At 51.6% G+C, this 17,309-nt stretch carries 17 protein-coding genes and 1 riboswitch; of the genes, 2 read left to right on the forward strand and 15 right to left on the reverse strand.

Going from position 1 to position 17,309, the window contains the following annotated elements; translation table 11 throughout:
• Positions 1-94: 94 nt before the first annotated feature.
• The gene (locus tag PGW97_RS11015; RefSeq protein WP_053061698.1) at positions 95-586 is read left to right on the forward strand and encodes a hypothetical protein; all 492 of its coding nucleotides are present in this window, start codon (positions 95-97) and stop codon (positions 584-586) included.
• 25 nt (positions 587-611) lie between these two features.
• Positions 612-1,784: a GGDEF domain-containing protein gene (locus PGW97_RS11020; RefSeq protein WP_273857323.1), complete on the forward strand. Its 1,173-nt coding sequence runs from the start codon at positions 612-614 to the stop codon at positions 1,782-1,784.
• Positions 1,785-1,884: 100 nt separating this feature from the next.
• Here the strand turns inward: PGW97_RS11020 and yiaY are convergent, their stop codons facing one another.
• From yiaY to PGW97_RS11095, 15 genes are all read right to left on the reverse strand, one after another.
• On the reverse strand, positions 1,885-3,033 hold the full coding sequence (yiaY, locus tag PGW97_RS11025) for an L-threonine dehydrogenase (protein WP_273857324.1): 1,149 nt from the start codon (positions 3,031-3,033) through the stop codon (positions 1,885-1,887).
• A 354-nt stretch (positions 3,034-3,387) separates the two neighbouring features.
• Positions 3,388-4,617: a lytic polysaccharide monooxygenase gene (locus tag PGW97_RS11030; RefSeq protein ID WP_273857325.1), complete on the reverse strand. Its 1,230-nt coding sequence runs from the start codon at positions 4,615-4,617 to the stop codon at positions 3,388-3,390.
• Positions 4,618-4,678: 61 nt separating this feature from the next.
• Positions 4,679-4,812: riboswitch (cyclic di-GMP riboswitch) on the reverse strand.
• Positions 4,813-4,938: 126 nt separating this feature from the next.
• Positions 4,939-6,786 carry a pilus assembly protein TadG-related protein gene (locus tag PGW97_RS11035; RefSeq protein WP_273857326.1) on the reverse strand — a complete coding sequence of 616 codons (1,848 nt, stop codon included), beginning with the start codon at positions 6,784-6,786 and terminating at the stop codon, positions 4,939-4,941.
• 13 nt (positions 6,787-6,799) lie between these two features.
• Positions 6,800-7,243: a DUF3613 domain-containing protein gene (locus tag PGW97_RS11040; protein WP_273857327.1), complete on the reverse strand. Its 444-nt coding sequence runs from the start codon at positions 7,241-7,243 to the stop codon at positions 6,800-6,802.
• Entirely contained in the window at positions 7,240-8,040 is an 801-nt protein-coding gene (locus PGW97_RS11045; protein ID WP_273857328.1) for a tetratricopeptide repeat protein, read from the reverse strand. The genes PGW97_RS11040 and PGW97_RS11045 overlap by 4 nt, the downstream gene beginning before the upstream one ends.
• 50 nt (positions 8,041-8,090) lie before the next feature.
• On the reverse strand, positions 8,091-9,002 hold the full coding sequence (locus PGW97_RS11050; protein ID WP_273857329.1) for a type II secretion system F family protein: 912 nt from the start codon (positions 9,000-9,002) through the stop codon (positions 8,091-8,093).
• Positions 9,003-9,106: 104 nt separating this feature from the next.
• Positions 9,107-10,024: a type II secretion system F family protein gene (locus PGW97_RS11055; RefSeq protein WP_273857330.1), complete on the reverse strand. Its 918-nt coding sequence runs from the start codon at positions 10,022-10,024 to the stop codon at positions 9,107-9,109.
• Complete coding sequence (locus PGW97_RS11060; RefSeq protein WP_217392102.1) at positions 10,021-11,274, reverse strand: CpaF family protein; 1,254 nt, start codon at positions 11,272-11,274, stop codon at positions 10,021-10,023. Before PGW97_RS11060 ends, PGW97_RS11055 begins: the two co-directional genes overlap by 4 nt.
• Entirely contained in the window at positions 11,267-12,391 is a 1,125-nt protein-coding gene (locus tag PGW97_RS11065; protein WP_273857331.1) for a hypothetical protein, read from the reverse strand. The genes PGW97_RS11060 and PGW97_RS11065 overlap by 8 nt, the downstream gene beginning before the upstream one ends.
• 1 nt (position 12,392) lies before the next feature.
• Complete coding sequence (locus PGW97_RS11070) at positions 12,393-13,580, reverse strand: type II and III secretion system protein family protein (protein ID WP_273857332.1); 1,188 nt, start codon at positions 13,578-13,580, stop codon at positions 12,393-12,395.
• Between the two features lie 30 nt (positions 13,581-13,610).
• A complete protein-coding gene (gene cpaB, locus PGW97_RS11075; RefSeq protein ID WP_273857333.1) occupies positions 13,611-14,675 on the reverse strand; it encodes a Flp pilus assembly protein CpaB in 1,065 nt (354 codons plus the stop codon).
• Between the two features lie 79 nt (positions 14,676-14,754).
• Positions 14,755-15,276, reverse strand: coding sequence for a TadE/TadG family type IV pilus assembly protein (locus tag PGW97_RS11080; protein ID WP_273857334.1), 522 nt, complete (start codon positions 15,274-15,276; stop codon positions 14,755-14,757).
• The gene (locus tag PGW97_RS11085) at positions 15,264-15,668 is read right to left on the reverse strand and encodes a prepilin peptidase (RefSeq protein WP_047883296.1); all 405 of its coding nucleotides are present in this window, start codon (positions 15,666-15,668) and stop codon (positions 15,264-15,266) included. Before PGW97_RS11085 ends, PGW97_RS11080 begins: the two co-directional genes overlap by 13 nt.
• 14 nt (positions 15,669-15,682) lie before the next feature.
• On the reverse strand, positions 15,683-15,901 hold the full coding sequence (locus PGW97_RS11090; protein ID WP_107193856.1) for a Flp family type IVb pilin: 219 nt from the start codon (positions 15,899-15,901) through the stop codon (positions 15,683-15,685).
• Between the two features lie 138 nt (positions 15,902-16,039).
• Positions 16,040-17,113, reverse strand: coding sequence for a sensor domain-containing diguanylate cyclase (locus tag PGW97_RS11095; RefSeq protein ID WP_273857335.1), 1,074 nt, complete (start codon positions 17,111-17,113; stop codon positions 16,040-16,042).
• Positions 17,114-17,309: the final 196 nt, after the last annotated feature.

The raw sequence follows: 17,309 nt of genomic DNA on the forward strand, positions 1-17,309 counted from the left end.
TTTACTGATAACAACTTTATTATTTAGGGTTGTCCTTATTTCGTCTGCAGCAACTACACTATATTGCAGGCAACATGATTCAGGAGTTCAACGAATGCCTCAGCAGGATGCTAAACTTTTCTGGCTTATCGTCATGATCGGCATGTTGCTTTCGTTTCCGGCGAAAGCCTTTACACCAACGCTGCACCTTATCGGGTATAACGCTGAAGGAAAAAGCGTGGATATCCAACTTGAACGCGATCGGCTTGAAAGCCTGCCACAAAGTGAACTCACGACACATCTACCCTGGTTTGAAGGCCCGTCCACCTTCACCGGAGTGCGGCTGAAAACACTGCTGGAGCATTTTTCTCTGGTTCACCCCCGCATCAAGTTATCGGCCCTGAACAACTACGCCACCGATATGACGCTGGACTACATCAAGCAATACGATCCGCTGATTGCTCTTAAGCAAAACGGGCATTACCTTAAAGTCAGAGATTACGGCCCATACTGGATTGTGATATCCATTGATGAGCACCCTGAAACCGCAGAGATGAAACATTTGGCAAAGATGGTTTGGCAACTTAGCCGTATTGAAACCTATTAATTAAGCAGTAGCAGTACTTTTGCCTATGAGACAAAATAAAACAAGAAAGGCTCTTATCATCATTACTCCGCTGCTGGTGCTCAGCATTTTAGTGGCAGTAAGTGCACTCAAGCGCCATTCCGATATCATTTCCAGCAGTCAGCACGAGGCTAACTGGTATATTCTCCAGCTCACCAAAGAGTATGCCGAGTTCAATTATCAGTTGCGCAGTTATCAGGGAAACCTGAGTGATTACAATGATATGATGCTGCAATATGAGATTCTCTGGAGCCGTTTCAAAACCATTCTCAGCAACTCAGCCATCATTCACCTTCACCTCTATGAAGGGGCGCTGGAGCAGATACAACAGCACTTTGACCTGATTAAAGCCTTCGAGCCCAGGCTGGTCAGTCTGGCTCATGATCCCGATCCCCAGATCATTCACGAACTCGTCGACACCTCCCGCAACCAGTACGAGAACCTGGTGCTGTTTGTGAATAATAAATTCCGCCTGACCAGCGGCGATCTGAAACGCCGGGTTGAGGCCACCGAAAAAATTGAAATCATTATTCACTTCATGCTGGTCGTGACCCTTATTCTGGGCGGCGCCTTGTTTTATACCCTGGTCAGTGAATCCCGCCTGATGCGGCGGCTGGCAATGTATGACTCATTAACCGGCGTTCATAACCGGCTGTGGTTGAATCAAAAACTGGATCAACTGACAGAAAACAATGAGCCGTTTCGTTTTTATCTGATTGATCTGGATGGGTTTAAACAAATCAATGACACCCTCGGCCATCAGGCCGGAGATGAACTGCTGGTTGAAGTCGCCAAGCGCCTGTCCTGCCTTAACGCCGCTCACTACCGGGTTGCCAGAATGGGAGGTGATGAGTTTGCCATCATTGAAAAATTGCAGGCCGATCCCATGTCGTCTCTGGACGATGTCCTGATGGATGCATTCAAAGCCCCTGCTTACTATGCCAAAGAGTTCCATGCCATATCCGCCAGTATTGGTGCCAGTGAATTCCCGAAACACGCCAAAACCGTTTCGCATCTGTTGCAACAGGCTGACTTTGCAATGTATGAAGTGAAGCAACAAGGGAAAAACGGCATGATTCACTATTCAACCCGCCAGGCGGAAGCAGCAGAAAACTCCCCAATGAAAACGCAGACCCTCGCTCAGGAGCTGATCCCTCCGGCAAACCTGCCCGCCAAATAACCCAACAGCTTACTGATACAACCACTGACGAGCACAAAAAAAGCGGCCAATGGCCGCTTTTTTGCATTTTGAAGTGATATCACTCTGCTTCGATTCTGATTCAGAACGCGGCAGCGAAGATGTCAGAAATTTCTTCGTGTGTCGCTTGTTTCGGGTTGGTGAAACCACAAGCATCTTTCAGGGCATTATCAGCCAGTACAGGAATGTCTTCTTTCTTCGCGCCCAGCTGTTCCAGACCAGCAGGAATACCTACATCGCGAGACAGTACCTGAATGGCTTCAATCGCAGCCGCTGCGCCTTGCTCAGCAGACAGACCCTCAACGTTAACACCCATGGCTTTTGCCACATCTGTCAGACGCTCAGGACACACCTGCGCGTTATAGCGCTGAACGTGTGGTAGCAATACGGCATTACATACACCGTGAGGCAGGTCGTAGAAACCACCCAGTTGGTGCGCCATTGCATGAACGTAACCCAGAGAAGCATTATTGAACGCCATACCAGCCATGAACTGGGCATACGCCATTTGTTCACGCGCTTCCAGATTCTGGCCATCTTTCACTGCAGTACGCAGGTTGGCCTGAATCAGTTCAATGGCTTTAACCGCAACAGCATCAGTGATTGGCGTTGCAGCTGTCGACACGTACGCTTCGATGGCGTGCGTCAGCGCGTCCATACCCGTTGCCGCCGTCAGTGAAGCCGGTTTCGCCAGCATCAGCTCAGGATCGTTCACTGACATCAGCGGCGTGGTGTGCTTGTCAACGATCGCCATCTTGATGTGGCGCGCTTCATCAGTGATGATACAAAAACGCGTCATTTCCGATGCAGTACCCGCCGTGGTGTTAATGGCAACTAGCGGCAACTGTGGTTTGGCCGAACGGTCAACACCTTCGTAGTCAGCAATTTTGCCACCATTCGCTGCAACCAGCGCAATCCCTTTCGCACAATCGTGCGGTGAACCGCCACCCAGTGAAATAACAAAGTCACAGCCGCCTGCTTTCAACAGCTCAAGGCCTGCTTCAACGTTGTTAATGGTTGGGTTTGGTTGTGTCCCGTCGAAAACAACAGACTCAACATTTCGCTCTGCCAGCAGGTCAGCAACTTGCTTAACCATGCCAATTTGGCTGAGAATTTTGTCAGTGACGATCAATGCTTTTTTAAAGCCATGACCTTTAATTGCATCCGCCGCTTCAGTCAGGCAGCCAGCGCCCATGAGGTTTACTGTAGGAATAAAGAACGCAGTGCTCATTTATAATTCTCCATAATTATCAAATACTCATTACTTTAGCTTACCAACGGCCAAGAGACTGATTGGCTTAGATCAAGCTACCTGTAATCAGTCTTGTGTAACTCCAGCGGGGTAGAAGCTACCACCAAATTAATGTGCAACAAATTGATCTTGAGCAAGGTATTCAAGTTGCCGAGATATGCAACCAAATTAATTTGAAGCGGATCACTAATCCCGTTTAAAACAGGATTCATTGTTTTTTACTGTAAACACTGACTTTCCTGTCATTGACGTTTCATACTGATTTTCGTGAACTTTCAGGTATAAAAAAGCGCCGGACTGTGCCAGCGCTTTTCTCTGAATTTCAGCGGTTGATTACAGTTTCAACCAGGCATCCTGCCAGTTCGAACCATAACCCGGCTCATAATGTGAGGCCGAATTGATGTTACACCATCCGCCTTCCGGAAATGGCCGACATTGGTATGTGCTGCCGTCCCGGCTCAGCACCACGGTTTTACCCGGCTCGTAACTGCCAATATTGTCGGGGTAAACAAAATCGTATTCGCTTGGTTCACTTGGCTCAACAGGATCCGGCGGGATCACTTCACCGTCGCGAATATCCAGGGCATAACGGTAATCACGGTTAGTCACATACACCTGATTGCCGTACAGATCGGATTGATCAAACCAGATCTCTCCGGTTGGTTGCAGCATCCCCAACTGCGTGATTGCGTGGTACTGCTCATTGACCTTTAGTGCCAGTTCATACGACCACAGATGGACGCTCTGATTGGCAGCCGTTACAGGAAGCGTAACTTCAACCACCTCCTGCCCTGAACCATCAAAAATACGGAACAGCACCTGATCACCAACCTGAGCCTCCAACCCCTGCGGGATCAACGCGCCCAAAGGCTGCCATTCAACTGGCAGTGCGTCACCGTCGAAACGGATATCACTGCAGTTATAGAATCCCTCCCCGGCGGCATCATCCCGCTGCCAGCGTGTCAGCAGAGTCGCATCTCCAGAACGGCCTGCTGGCAGTGTCACGTTCATCACATAGTAATCCTGACCGTCTATCTGGGTTTTCGCGATATTGCCGTGTTTGGCAATCAGCTCGACATCGTCCCAAGCCAAGCGGCTGTGCGCCGCATTGTAAGACGGTTTAGACAGGTAAATTTCCCAGAAACTCGGGTTGTGCGGTGCCGTAGCACGAAACTTGAGCTGAAACGTCTCACCGGATTGCATTGCAGTCCGCTGCCATTGGCCTGAGGCAACCCCCATGCCGCTCTTTTTGGGATCCGAGCCATAACAGAGCTGCCCGTCAGCAACCACAGCCTTCACGGCATTCAAGTCGGTGTAGTCCGCCACATTGGCAGAGAACTCATGATTCTGAACAAATGGATAGGCGCCGGATTCCTGAAAAATGGCCCGACATGCCTGGTTCGGAATGCCAGAGCCGTCTGTCGGCCAGTAATACCCGCCATCTTCTACGCAAAACATTTGCCGGGCTTTGGGAAAATCGGTGTAGCCGTGCGCACTGACCTGTAACGGAATCAAGGCCATCACCGTAGCGGCGCTCAATGATAAGGAAAAACGTTTTTTCATGATGTGCTTCCAGTTAATTCGTTGGGAAGCCAGCTATGTGAAGAAAGCCGTGCTTTCTTAATCAGGTAGCCCCGCTGCCATAAAGCACAGCGACAAGTAACCACGCCGGATAGCGTATGAATAGTCGTGCAATCTGCGCTTGTTAGGCCGGTGGCTTTGCGTCGAACCCTTTCAGATTCTTTGCCTTTAGCTGACCGCACTAGTTATAGTGATTTTTCCTGTCAGAACAATTCCCTACGACAACTCTGGAAGGGTGATCCCGTTCTCTTTATCAATGGCGTTTCGTCCTTATTGTGAGCTTCCTTGTTTACGCCTTACCTGTCATTCGATCAATGCCCCGCCTTCCAGTTCGAAATCGCTGACAAACACATCGGCCTGCCCCACCGATACCCCCAAAGCTTTCAGCAGAGGATCAACCACCTCCGTCACCACCGGCATCAACACATCATGCAAAATAGCGGGAAGCAGCACACTGTCTATCAGGCTTAATGCCAAGTTAAGTACATTCAGCAGACTCCCCAGAAGACCACCAAGCAAGCCTCCTAACAAACCTTTATCAACGTCTTCACCCGTGTCAGCGGTTTTCAAATTGGCAGACAAGGTTGCCCCGGATACGGTCTCAGACAAGGTGCCGGAAGCTACCTGCGCGTATTGTTTGGGCAGCATATCGGTAGCAGTCAAGCGCTCACTGTGAGGCTGAAATGCCGCCGATGCATTCGGAAAACTGGCCCCGACTTCTACCGCCAGCAAATCTGAATACAGCGCCGGAATATCAACCACAACCGAGAACGGCTGACTGATATCACCGAAATCGTCGGCATTGCCTTCTGCCCCACCATCACCAACGAAAATCGTTGCCACCGAGGGTTTGGTAGCAAAATCAAACGTGACGGTATGTTGCTGACTCCACTGACAGCCAGACACATCCAGCAGCCGGGTTTCGGCTTCTGCTGCCACAACCTTGACCCCAAGGACACTGCTTTTCACCGTAATAATCCCCAGATCCAGACTGCTCAGCAGACTCAACGCATTAACCTTTAAATCCAGCTCTATTTGGGCGGTTTTTACCGCGTTAACGAACCCGTCATTTTCCTGAGATGGCAGCAACCCCATTTTAAATTGCGGCGGCTGCGTCACTGTCAGACGGATTTCCGTTAACGGTGCCAACAGTGATGCCAGATCCAGCTCACCTCCCGCCAATGACAAGGTACGGCTGTCGAGATTGACCGCAGCCAGCACAGATGCGTAAACAAGATCATATAAAGACAGGCTGGCAGCGAGCGCCGCTTGATGAATAGCCACTATTTCACTGTCATCACTCCCGTTGGCCAGCGTCAGAAATCCGTTCAGGGTGATTAACGGCAGGGAAGACACACTGGCCACACTACGGATCTGGGAAAGAGCCTGACCGGCTTCTGACGTCGCTCCAACTTGGGTGATCAACACGTCTATCAGCTGCGCGATAGACAACTCTTTGACCAGCAACTGATCGAGTTGTTGTTCCAGCGAGTCGCCACCCAGCGGCTCCTCTTGATTCATTGCAGCAACCAAGGTTCCCAGTCCGATTCGGGTGTTGACCAGCTCATCATACGACACCAGTGTCAGGTTTCCGCCCAGTGCCGCGCCGAGAATGGAATTGGTCAACCCGACATTGACCAGCGTTGAGCCAACGCCGAAACCGACTTTCGCTTTTTTATTGATCCCCGCCTGAGCTGACAAGGTGATCATCTGGGCGTCAGAAGAGTCAGAAAGCAGACGGGGAAACAGACTGGCAGCCACCTTTTTGCTGATGGTCACCCGCGCGGCGTCCTGAAATGCGCTCTTAGTACCGGTCTCGATCACCCAGTGATTATCGTGAATACTGGCTGTGCCGACATCAACCCGATAACTGGCACTACTGGTGTCAAAGCCATTCGCCGCCAGAACCGATTTAGCCGTCGCTTCCATGGCACTTTTCTGGCTGACTCCGTGGAGATAACAACCGCTTCGCCCCAGACTTAATGCCGCAAGATCAGCCTGTTGCTGCAGTCGTCGTTGTTCCCAGAACAATCGCCCGGTATCGACTGCCAGCGCTAAAAATACGGCCATTGCTATCATCAGCAGAATAAGCCCGCTCCCGACAGCTCCCTGCTGCCGCTTTCTGATACCACCACCGATGCGCACCGACATATTGGTATCCTTCCTAGCTGCCGCCCATAGAATCAGATATAAATTTGGCCGGAATGGGGGTGGTAAAACTGTTCAGCATTCGCTGCTCAGTCTGCTCGGCAGCCTGCGGCAACACCGCATCGTTATATTCTGTCGCCAGCTTGCCGCTCGCCTGCAGTTCGAGCCATATCTGCGTCGTGGTTTTAGGGCGCTGTATTGGCACCAAACCCGCCTCGTGATAAGAGCCCGAGCCCCTCACTGGCACGTATTCCGGGCGCGCAGCATTCAATGTGCTTTTTTCTTGCGGAGGTTCTTGCCGAGATTTTTGCTGAGGCTTTTGCTGAAACGTTTGTCCTGCTTCAGCCCTGATTGTCGGGCTGACTGCTGTCGTACCCAGTAAAAACACCACCAACAGGGCATCAACCAGACGGCCCAAGATATGATCCCCACCAGTGATACGGTGTATGCCTTTTGTCATTGCCAAGCCTCCTGCGTCAGTAACGAATAACCACGCTTGCTCACCGAAGTGCCACCTTCGCGGCTTGCCGGATCCTGGTTCAGATCCAATGGCCGAAACCGGGCAATGGCCGCCAGCATGTCCTGCTGATCCTGCTCGGCCCAGCGATAGCGCTGTGCCAGGGTCTCAGCCTGCGCCGTTCGGTGGGTCTTGAGCAGTAAAAACCATAAATTTCTGGCTGCGGTCTGATGGTCTGGGTTAAGTTCCAGCGCGGTGCGCAGTTCATCATAAGCCAGACTATCCTGACCAGTTACCAGCATCAGAAAGCCCAGATCATTGCGGATGTTCGCTGAGACAGGAGACACTCTGGCTGCTTTTTCCAGTAGCTTCACAGCCGGGGATACCTTGCCCTGATAGGCCGCAATCAACCCGAGGCCGTGATAGGCTTTGCCACTCAGGCAGGTATCCACCAGTCGGGTATATAAGGGTTCGGCATCCGCCCACTTGCCGAGCTTACGATAACTGTCTGCCTGCATCAGCAGACTGTCGGGCGATGAGTCCGGTAACACCGCCAGTTCCGCCAGCGCAGAGTAATACTGGCCTTTCTGAATTTGCTGCTGGATCAGAGAAAGCGACATGCCTTCTCCGGCAGAAATCTGCTGACCACATGCCCCGACCGGCTTGGTCATGCTGGCCTGAGTGTCTGCAGGTTTTCCGGCGCATCCGGTTAATCCCACCAGGCCTGTCACCATGAAGATCGTTGCCAGCCGCAGCGATTTAAGTTTGCGGCAATTCAAAATACAGGGTTGCATTTCCATCCTGCCTCCATGCTGATAATCACGGCTCTCAGAGCATCGACTGAAAGCGTTTAAAAACCGATTGCCTGGCTAAGTGCTATCATGCCCGGCCCCGCCAGCACCACAAACAGCGCCGGGAACAGAAAAATCATCATCACCACCGACATCCGCCCTGACAACTTGGTGACTTTCTCCTGCAGTTGCGTACGACGTCGATCTCGCAGCAGCAATGTCAGCTGAGTCAATGAGGTCGACAGGCTGCCGCCGGAATCCGAAACCTGAGCAAACATCGTCAGGACATCCTGCAACCCCTGAGAATCTGTTGAACGGGCAAGCACGGAGAACACGGCTGAGCGCTCCTGTCCGGCCTCAATTTTATTCAGCGCAAGCTGCATCTCTTTAGTGAGCTCAGGGGTCAGATTTCCCAATTCCCGGCAGTAGGCTCGCAAAATACTTTCCAGTGACAAGCCCACATCCCACAAGGTTTTCATCATCTGGAGTCCCACAACCAGCTCTTCATCAATGATCCGGGAACGCTGTGCAACTTTCTGCTTCAGCCATTGCAGGGCACCGTACAGCCCTCCCGCCAGACTGATCACCAGTAGACTCAGCATCTGTTCCGTGGCGATCTGCCCCTGAACCACTGGGATCACCACCAGCAACTGGATTAGCAGCCATGTCACCAGCAGTTTCATCAGGCAAAGCGTCTGCTCCCGGTTCGATATATACCCCGCCTTGCGCAATAATTGCTGCACTTCTGCCAGGGAAGGGATCTGCTGCCGTTTGGTGCGACTCCACAAAGCCTGACTCTGTTGTATCACCGCTTCACGCCGTCCGGTTTTACCCAATCGCTGCGCGAGGTTCTGCTCTACCCGCCTGATGCGTTGTTGTCTGACTGACCACAAAAACAACCCGGCAGCCAGTACCAGTAACACCAGTCCACTGATGAACAACCCGGTTGATACACTGAGAGATAACCACATGCAAACCTCCCTGCCTTACCTCAACATCATTCCGTTTCCCGTGACCGCGTAAGAGTGTGAGAGTGTGAGAGTGTGAGAGTGTAAGAGTGTGAAGCGTCAGCGCGTTATGACAGCGAACGCAGCATCCGCCACAAAACCAGCGCGCCGACCGCCTGCGCCCCCAACGCAAAATACAATGCCTGGCGACCTTCTGGATCCAACCACATCGTCTGAATTCCCTGCGGATCAGTCACCAACAAGTACATCGCCATCACCGAGGGAGTAACGCCCATGACCCAGGCGGTAATCCGGGTTTCCCCCGTCATCGCCTTCAGTTCCCGCTGGCTGCGCTCATTCTGGTACAGCAGCTCAATCAGGTTATCCAGCGACTGGCTTACACTGCCGCCAAACTGCCGGTTGACCCGAAAAACCGCCCCCAACAGCTGGAATTCCTTCACGCCGGTTACCCGGGCTTCTTTGGCAAACGATGCATCCAGATCAGTGCCCAAAGATTCGCGACGGATGGCACGCTCAACAATGTCCCGCAGGGGATTTTCCAAGACACTGACGGAGCGCCCGACCGCCTGCGACAGTGACATCCCGACTTTGACCCGGCGGTTGATTTGTTCCACTAGCCCCGGCAGCTGCAACAGAATCCGGCGCCGGATTGCCCCTTTCCGCCACTGCCCGCAAAAAACAATGCACGCGACCAGCACTACACCATAGAGCCCAGAACCGACGGAGCCCACCCTGTAAGCGATCACGTACTCTCCTGCAACAAAAACGCTGATAACCGCTGTCCAGAATACTGGTGACGTTGTCAGTCCCAGTTTCTGGCAGCGTTCGGCCAGACGCTCGCGCCACCCAACAGGCCGGAGCGAACCCAGTTCGGCTTTACCAACAGCGGAATTGGCCGATGCACGGTCAGCGTTTGCTACCGCAGACGGCTCGGCCTCAACCTGTGTACCGGCACGCGCAGCCAACAGTAACAACGCTGCCCCAGCACACAACAACACGATAGCCAGCCCAAACAACAGATTCACTCGGCCTCCTCCAACCGTGCTCTCAGTGCAGTCGATAACGTATCGACACTCGAAAAATCGCCGCCTTTAAAGGTGTACAGCAGCTGGGTTCGAATCTGGCCATCGGCCACATCCTGTATCTCCACAATGTGAGTAATCACTCGCTTGCCGTTCGGCAATCGCGCGACCTGCACCACCAAATCCAATGCGGTGGCGATAATCTGTTTGACCAGTGCTGACGTCGAATTGAAGCCGGCCATCGTCACCATCATTTCCAGCCTTAACAGGGCATCCTGCGGTGAATTGGCATGCAGGGTACTCATTGAGCCTGAATGCCCGGTATTCATAGCCTGCAGCACATCCAGCACTTCACCGCCGCGGCTTTCCCCGAGAATGATGCGATCCGGCCGCATCCGCAGGGCATTTTTCAGCAGATCCCGCGGCGTAACCTCGCCTTGTCCTTCTGAATTCGGCGGGCGGGTTTCCAGCCTGACAACGTGACCGTTTTGCAACTGCAACTCGGCGGCATCTTCAATGGTGACCACCCGCTCACCGGCGTTAATGTACTGGCTGAGCACATTCAGGAGAGTGGTTTTACCCGACCCGGTTGAACCACTGATCAAGATGTTGCAGCGGGCCGCGGCACATTGCCTCAGCAGCTGGTGCATTGCCACGCTCATCGCCCCGTTCTGGATCAGGGTGTCTGCCGTCATGCAATCGGTTTTGAATTTGCGCACTGACAAACAAGGCCCGTCAATGGCCAGAGGCGGGATCACCGCATTAATCCTGCTGCCATCCGGCAGACGGGCATCCACCATAGGGTTAGCTTCATCAATCCGCCGACCAAGCGGTGCAATCATTCGCCGAATAACCCGCAACACATGCTGATCGTTCATGAAACGAAACGGCACTTGGGACAACTGCCCTTTGCGCTCCACATAGATCAGCCGTGGGCCGTTAATGAGGATGTCGTCGACCTCGTCATCATCAAGCAGGTTCTGCAATGGCCCAAAGCCGAGGATTTCATCCAGCAGTTCATTCACCAGCCCGGTCAGTTCATTCTGAAAGCCAACCACCTGCTGTTGTTTCAGGTAAGTGCGCACATAGTCATACACATGGGTTTGCAGCTCGGGCCGCTCCATTTCCTGCATCAGTCCGTCATCTTCCAGCCGGTCGATAACAAAACGGTGCAAATCTGCTTTCAGCTCCTGGCGGGACTCATCCTGCTGAATCGCCACCTCGCGGCTGGGCCACCATATCGCATCACTCATTGTTCACCTCTCTGGCAATCACCCCGGTCAGCTTATCCAGCCAATGGGATTTTTCTGCTTTCAGCGTGCGTAACCTGTCGACTTCACGCAGGAACTGCTTATATCTCCCGGTCGGCGGCAGCAAAGTGCCGGCATTAATATCAGTCGTCAGCTGATGGGCGCACGGCAACACCCCCCGGATAGGCAGTTCCAGCTGGGCGGCAATCATCTCCCTGCCCGGCAACACCTGTGTTAAAAACGGTGCCAGGATCAGGTTCACCCCTCCCGGCCGGGCCCCAGCCTGATAAAGCATCTCTGCCAGACGGCGGGTCTGAGCCAAGCTGATATTTTTCTGATCAGTCAGCAGCCAGTGCTGATCACACCGCTGCGCCATCAACTGTAATAGCGGGCAGATCGGCATCCCGACCAGATTGACAATGATGCTGCTGTAAATGGTTTCGAGCTTATCCATGACGGTTTTCAGGGACGCCTGTGTCATTGCCGACGAGTATTCCTGATCCGACATCCCAATCACATGGATACGCGGAGCCAGTTCTACCCCCTGCTCAGCCAGCCACTTCTTGTCTATGCAGGCACTGCGTTCGACGAGGCTCATAAAATCGATACCGGCAGGCTGATTGAGGTAACTGGGGATATCACTTTCGGGCTGCCCGATATCCAGAATCAGGACATCGCCCTGATGCTGCGTATCCCGGCTGATTTGCCAGGCCAGCGAGATGGCCAGCAACGCGCTGTCGAACTCGGGTCTTGCCGACATCATGGCCAGCCGACTGGATGGCCGCAACGCAGACACCTGCACCAAGGTCGCCAGTGTCTCTGCCAGGCGTTCAGGCTCACACAGATGAAGGTTGTTGCGTGAAGGCATGCCATACCAGTGGCTTTCCGGCGTCTGATCCAGCAATACAATATGGCGTGGCGAAAAAGTCTCGATCAAAAAATCAATGGACGGTTCCGGCCAGCGGTCGGTGGCCAGAATCAGCACCTGTGACTGATGCCATAGGGTATGGGATGTCTGCCGCTCTGGAGCTTCCATCCAGTGGAGACGGCAACCCGACGGGACAGCATCCGAGATGAGTGCCCTGCTCTCACCGGCTTGATCATAAGCAGCCAGATACATGTTACTCCTCCCGGGAAAAACCCATGTTGGCCGGCAGCAGATGCGGCTCGGCATCGAGAAAGATCAGATCAAAAAAGTCAGGCTCAAACTGGCGATACATTTCACCCGGCAGTGGTGGCAACGGCGTATTTCGGGCAAAAGGTTTGATCAGATGCGGCGTCACCACCATCATGATTTCTTTATCACTGCTGTCGAAACGGGTTGATCGGAAAAAAGCCCCCAGAATCGGCACATCACCCAATCCCGGAAAACGATCGGCATTTTTGATGGTATTGCGGCTGACCAGCCCGCTGATCACAAAGCTCTCACCGTTTCCTAATTGCACGGTAGTGTCAGTACGACGCACCGATAAAGCCGGTACCATCACGCCGGCAGAGCTAATACCCTGCGCATAATTCAGCTCACTGACCTCTGGTGCAACCTTGAGCATGATTCGCTCGTCAGCCAGCACTGTCGGCGTTAAATTCAACCTGACCCCGAACTCTTTAAACTCAATGGTAATGTCCCCGTCTCCCCCATTGACGGGATAGGGAAATTCCCCCCCAGCCAGAAACGTCGCGGTATGGCCCGACATGGTCACCAGACTGGGCTCCGCCAGGGTGTAGGCAAAGCCATTGCGGCTCAGTGCGCTGATCGTACCCAGAAGCCCTTGCGATATATTGCCAACAACCAGATTGAAAGAATCGGAGCCCGGCAGAAAGTTATTTCCACTGATTAAATTGCCGTCAAAGCCCCCACCAGACAGAGCGCCGCTGTTGCCAATCCCGAAGAAAGTATTGCCCTGCTTGCCAAAGAAAAATCCGGCTTCTTTCAGTGCATTTCGGCTGATTTCAACCACTTTTATGTCAGTCTGTACCTGAACATTGGCGGTCGCCACACCATAGGGCGTCACCTGAATCCGATGCCTGACCGGCTCTTCAGTACCTCGCTGCCAAACCAGCAACGTGGTGGAGCCAGCCTGCTTACCGGTGAGCATCAGTTCTTTACTGCTCAATACTTCCAGACCAGCAATATCCGGATCGCCAATCGCCGCTCTGACAATGCGAGTAGATGTGGTCAGCGACTGTTGCTGCCCGGTCGCCAGTTCAATACCCCTTGCGGGTTCGCTTCTCGGCAAATCCACCGTCTGATAAGCGGCCAGCAACGGCCAGCCCCATAGCGCCAGCAGCAAGATTACGAAAATTTTCATCCCAGACTCCAATTCATTGTCGAACCAATGTCAGTGACGAGTCCGGACCAGCGTGCGAGATTCCCCCTGGTAAATCTCTACGCTGGGCGTGACATAACGGTATTTCACCGGGGCTGGCTTTTCCTGCACGATATCGACTTCCTTGTACTCCCCCAGGGTTTTCAAAGCGACAACATGGCTGGAGTCATTCCCTGACACAAGAGGTGAAGCGGGCATACCCTGCGCTGCAATCGTGAATGGTCGTGACTCGATGGCCGGCTCTTGCAGTGCAAGAGTCTGGAACACCGGCTGAGCAGACATTTGGGGAGTGAGTGTAAGAGTGAGATCAGTGCCAGCCTGATCGGTAGAATTTTGCTTGGTGGACAATCGCACGGTGGCATCATGGTTATCGATAGATACCACGGGCTGATATTCATTTGTTCCCACTAAAGCCAGCCTGAGCTGCCCGGTATTCTCAGCCAGTAGCAGCTCAGGTGTAGCTTGTTCGGGTACGGCGAGAATGATCGTATTGGCGATACCCGTTTGTTTATGCCCTTGGGCTTTTCCCTGAGCCGATCCCGTTGTCTGATTCTCAGAGTCGCCACCAACCCCCAGCACTTTTACCTGACTGAGCAATCGCCGTGCCGTGCTGTTTTGTCCGGATTCTTTGTTGGCACGCAGCAGAAAAAGCACATCAACAACATCACCACGCTGCAGATGTCCTCCCACCACTGTCAGCGCATTGGCCGAAATAGCATAGGCACGATAACCGGCTTCTAGCGTATCCAGAACCGGTCGGGATACCGCAAACTGATTGCCCTGAAGCCGTGTTCCGGCCATTACCGCCTGCGACAGGCGACGTCCGAGATAGTCAGAGCCATCACGACTATCTTCTTTGCGCGCATTCGTTACCTCGACGCTGCGCAGCATTTCCGACCGAATGAGGGTCCCGGCGGGCAGATCAACGGCATATTCAATGACATTGACCGGTGGAGCAACAACTGTCACTGGCATCGGCACCCCGGCAGACTGACTGAGATGTACCCCGTAAGCCCCCACCATCGCCGCCAGCCCCAATAAAACTGCAGCCGCGATTTTTAACGAACGTCCCTGCATAATTTTCTCCTGACTGCCACCCTGTCACCGATACAAACCGGGCTGACATTGCTTTTCCTCTTCGCCTTGCTTTTCCTCGTTATAACTGCAATCTGGCCGATCCGGTCAGTTGGTCAGGGACCGGCAAGTGAAAAATCGCTGGCAGGAAAGGAAAACGGGCATACTCATAACGGATCACAACCTGACAGCATTCGCCCTCTCCGACATCCGCGACCAAAATCTCAAACGCTTTACCACTTTGACTGGTATCTGCCGATGTCCAGACCTGCGTCAGGCTCTGGCCAAACAGTTTTCCACCGGGTGTCATCCCATCAATAATTGCCTGCGCATTACTTTTGACTTCATCTTGCAGAGCTTGCGAGTCGCAACCGCCACCGTAATAGCAGGACTCATCGACAAACCGGATACTCTCCCTCAGTGCCTCTTCTGCCGTATAAGTAAACATCTGCATCGCAACAAAAATCAGGCTGTAGTGCGCAATGGTATAAAGCATCAACAAGATGGCAGGCATCAGAAAAATGGTTTCCAGTGCCGCGGCCCCTTGCTGATGATGGCGAGCGACTGACTGGCTGATAGGTTTAACCGCCTTTAATACAACCATACCGACAGCCCGACTCCCACCAGCAAACACGGAATGAATGGTCCGTGCTGTTGCCGATCACGAATAAACAACAACCAATAAAGTGCAAAACAGCCAAACGACACCAATAAGATATTGAGCATTAACGCAAGCGGACTGATTATCGCCACAGATAATAAAATTTTGACGTCAGCACCACCAAATACGCCGAAAATAAAACCGGGCAACGTTAATATAATGACAAATACCAGTGACCAGAATGACCATTCACTTCCAACTATTAGCCCTTTATTTTGAACAACCATAGAAATAGAATTTAAAACAAGTAAAAAGGATAGCTTGTTACTTACTATTCTTTGTTGGATGTCTAATAAAGAACACAGCAATAATATAAATGTGAAAATAAAAACCATATTATTACATGTAATTATGATCCTATGGTGCTACTTGCAGCACTAACTTGCTGCTCAAGTTTATCTCCTGCAGCGCTTACAGCATTTTCAATATTTCCGGAGATTAAACTAACGGCAGCCACCACCACAGCTGCAATCAGGACATATTCAATGGCAGAAGCCCCTTTTTCATCACGGGCAAGGCGGGATATAACTCGGGCACAAAAAGCCCAGCACGAAGATACTACTTTCATGATATAACCTCTGATGTTTTACACGTCTATGCTTCTCAATTTGTCAAGTCCATTATTGAGAATTTAATTGTTTTATTAAATATTAGAACAAGTATCAAATTTGTCTAAAAGAATTTACTAGAAAGTTGGATTTTTTTGTCAGGCTGTATTAACCGCACTTTCTGTGTAAGAATTTGCACTTTCCCTATGTATATCGGAATAATAAATAAATTGGTTTTTACCGGTTTGTTTTGCGCGGTACATCGCTGTATCAGCATATTTCAACAGAGCCTGCTCATTACACGCATCCATGGGATAACAGGCAATACCAATACTGGCTGAAATAAAGCATGTTTTCCCATTTAAGACAAAAGCTTGGGTCAGCGTTTGTTTCAATTTGGCGGCAATAAGATCAAGCCGGGCTTTATACGCTTCTGCCTGCAAGCTCCGCTCGCCTTCCAGCTGAATCCAAATCACAAACTCATCGCCACCTAGCCGAAACACCTCATCCTCAAGTCGCATACAGCTGCGCATCCGCTTAGCCGCGCATTGCAGCAGCTCATCGCCGGCATCATGACCCAGGGTATCGTTGATCTGCTTAAAGCCATCTAAATCAATGAACATCAGGCCAAAAGACAGGTTCTTCGGAGGTTCCGCCAGCGTTATCTGCAGACGCTGGGTCAAAGCACGAGAGTTAGGCAGCCCGGTCAGTTTGTCTTCAAAGGCCGCTTGCTTCATTGCCTGCTGAATAGAAATGGCTTCTGAGATATCCCGTTGAGTGCCGATAAGACGCTGTGGTTCTCCCGGCACCCCACAAGCGAGCAGCTCAATAATTTTCGGCTTTCGATTGCCATACTCTGGTATTGTCAGTCTAATCACCTTCTGTTGGGCATTGCCTGCCATTTCACGAAGCTGCTCAATACAGAATGCATCACTTTGTTTTAACTTTGTTTTCCATTCATCCACCGTCAGCGTCTCTTTTTTACCCATACCATAGAGCTGATATAAATAGGGATTCCAGACCAACACATCCTGCTTAATATCCCATTCCCACACCCCCAGGCCAGCAACGGAAGTCGCTATATGAAAACGCTGATTCGCCCTGGCGCGATACTTCAGGCGATGTATGGTTTTCTTTTGATAAAACCAGGAGAAAAACAACAGAATATAAATAGTTACAGCAACGCCAGTTATTATTACTGACCATGGCAAACTTTTTAAATACATCAACATCTTTCCGCCTGCTCACGAATAATGACAGTGCATTTATTTTAGATGACATATTTAAAAGTAATAAGCCGTTATGAATGGAAAACGTAGAGTGATGGTTGATAGCCATAATTTAAAAATCACAAATATAATATATGGATTTATTTATAATTAAAAAATTTGTATTCTATGACTCACATTTATTACAGGTCATACAATT

It is taken from the genome of Photobacterium sp. GSS17 (assembly GCF_028621875.1).
Classification (GTDB): Bacteria; Pseudomonadota; Gammaproteobacteria; order Enterobacterales; family Vibrionaceae; genus Photobacterium; species Photobacterium ganghwense.

Excerpts from the sequence above, each read along its gene's own strand:
- yiaY (WP_273857324.1), bottom strand. The coding sequence starts at position 3,033 with ATGAGCACTGCGTTCTTTATTCCTACAGTAAACCTCATGGGCGCTGGC.
- PGW97_RS11030 (WP_273857325.1), bottom strand. The coding sequence starts at position 4,617 with ATGAAAAAACGTTTTTCCTTATCATTGAGCGCCGCTACGGTGATGGCC.
- PGW97_RS11090 (WP_107193856.1), bottom strand. The coding sequence starts at position 15,901 with ATGAAAGTAGTATCTTCGTGCTGGGCTTTTTGTGCCCGAGTTATATCC.
- PGW97_RS11095 (WP_273857335.1), bottom strand. The coding sequence starts at position 17,113 with ATGTTGATGTATTTAAAAAGTTTGCCATGGTCAGTAATAATAACTGGC.
- PGW97_RS11060 (WP_217392102.1), bottom strand. The coding sequence starts at position 11,274 with ATGAGTGATGCGATATGGTGGCCCAGCCGCGAGGTGGCGATTCAGCAG.
- PGW97_RS11080 (WP_273857334.1), bottom strand. The coding sequence starts at position 15,276 with ATGGTTGTATTAAAGGCGGTTAAACCTATCAGCCAGTCAGTCGCTCGC.
- PGW97_RS11065 (WP_273857331.1), bottom strand. The coding sequence starts at position 12,391 with ATGTATCTGGCTGCTTATGATCAAGCCGGTGAGAGCAGGGCACTCATC.
- PGW97_RS11015 (WP_053061698.1), top strand. The coding sequence starts at position 95 with ATGCCTCAGCAGGATGCTAAACTTTTCTGGCTTATCGTCATGATCGGC.
- PGW97_RS11045 (WP_273857328.1), bottom strand. The coding sequence starts at position 8,040 with ATGGAAATGCAACCCTGTATTTTGAATTGCCGCAAACTTAAATCGCTG.
- PGW97_RS11085 (WP_047883296.1), bottom strand. The coding sequence starts at position 15,668 with ATGGTTTTTATTTTCACATTTATATTATTGCTGTGTTCTTTATTAGAC.
- PGW97_RS11070 (WP_273857332.1), bottom strand. The coding sequence starts at position 13,580 with ATGAAAATTTTCGTAATCTTGCTGCTGGCGCTATGGGGCTGGCCGTTG.
- PGW97_RS11050 (WP_273857329.1), bottom strand. The coding sequence starts at position 9,002 with ATGTGGTTATCTCTCAGTGTATCAACCGGGTTGTTCATCAGTGGACTG.
- PGW97_RS11040 (WP_273857327.1), bottom strand. The coding sequence starts at position 7,243 with ATGACAAAAGGCATACACCGTATCACTGGTGGGGATCATATCTTGGGC.
- cpaB (WP_273857333.1), bottom strand. The coding sequence starts at position 14,675 with ATGCAGGGACGTTCGTTAAAAATCGCGGCTGCAGTTTTATTGGGGCTG.
- PGW97_RS11020 (WP_273857323.1), top strand. The coding sequence starts at position 612 with ATGAGACAAAATAAAACAAGAAAGGCTCTTATCATCATTACTCCGCTG.
- PGW97_RS11035 (WP_273857326.1), bottom strand. The coding sequence starts at position 6,786 with ATGTCGGTGCGCATCGGTGGTGGTATCAGAAAGCGGCAGCAGGGAGCT.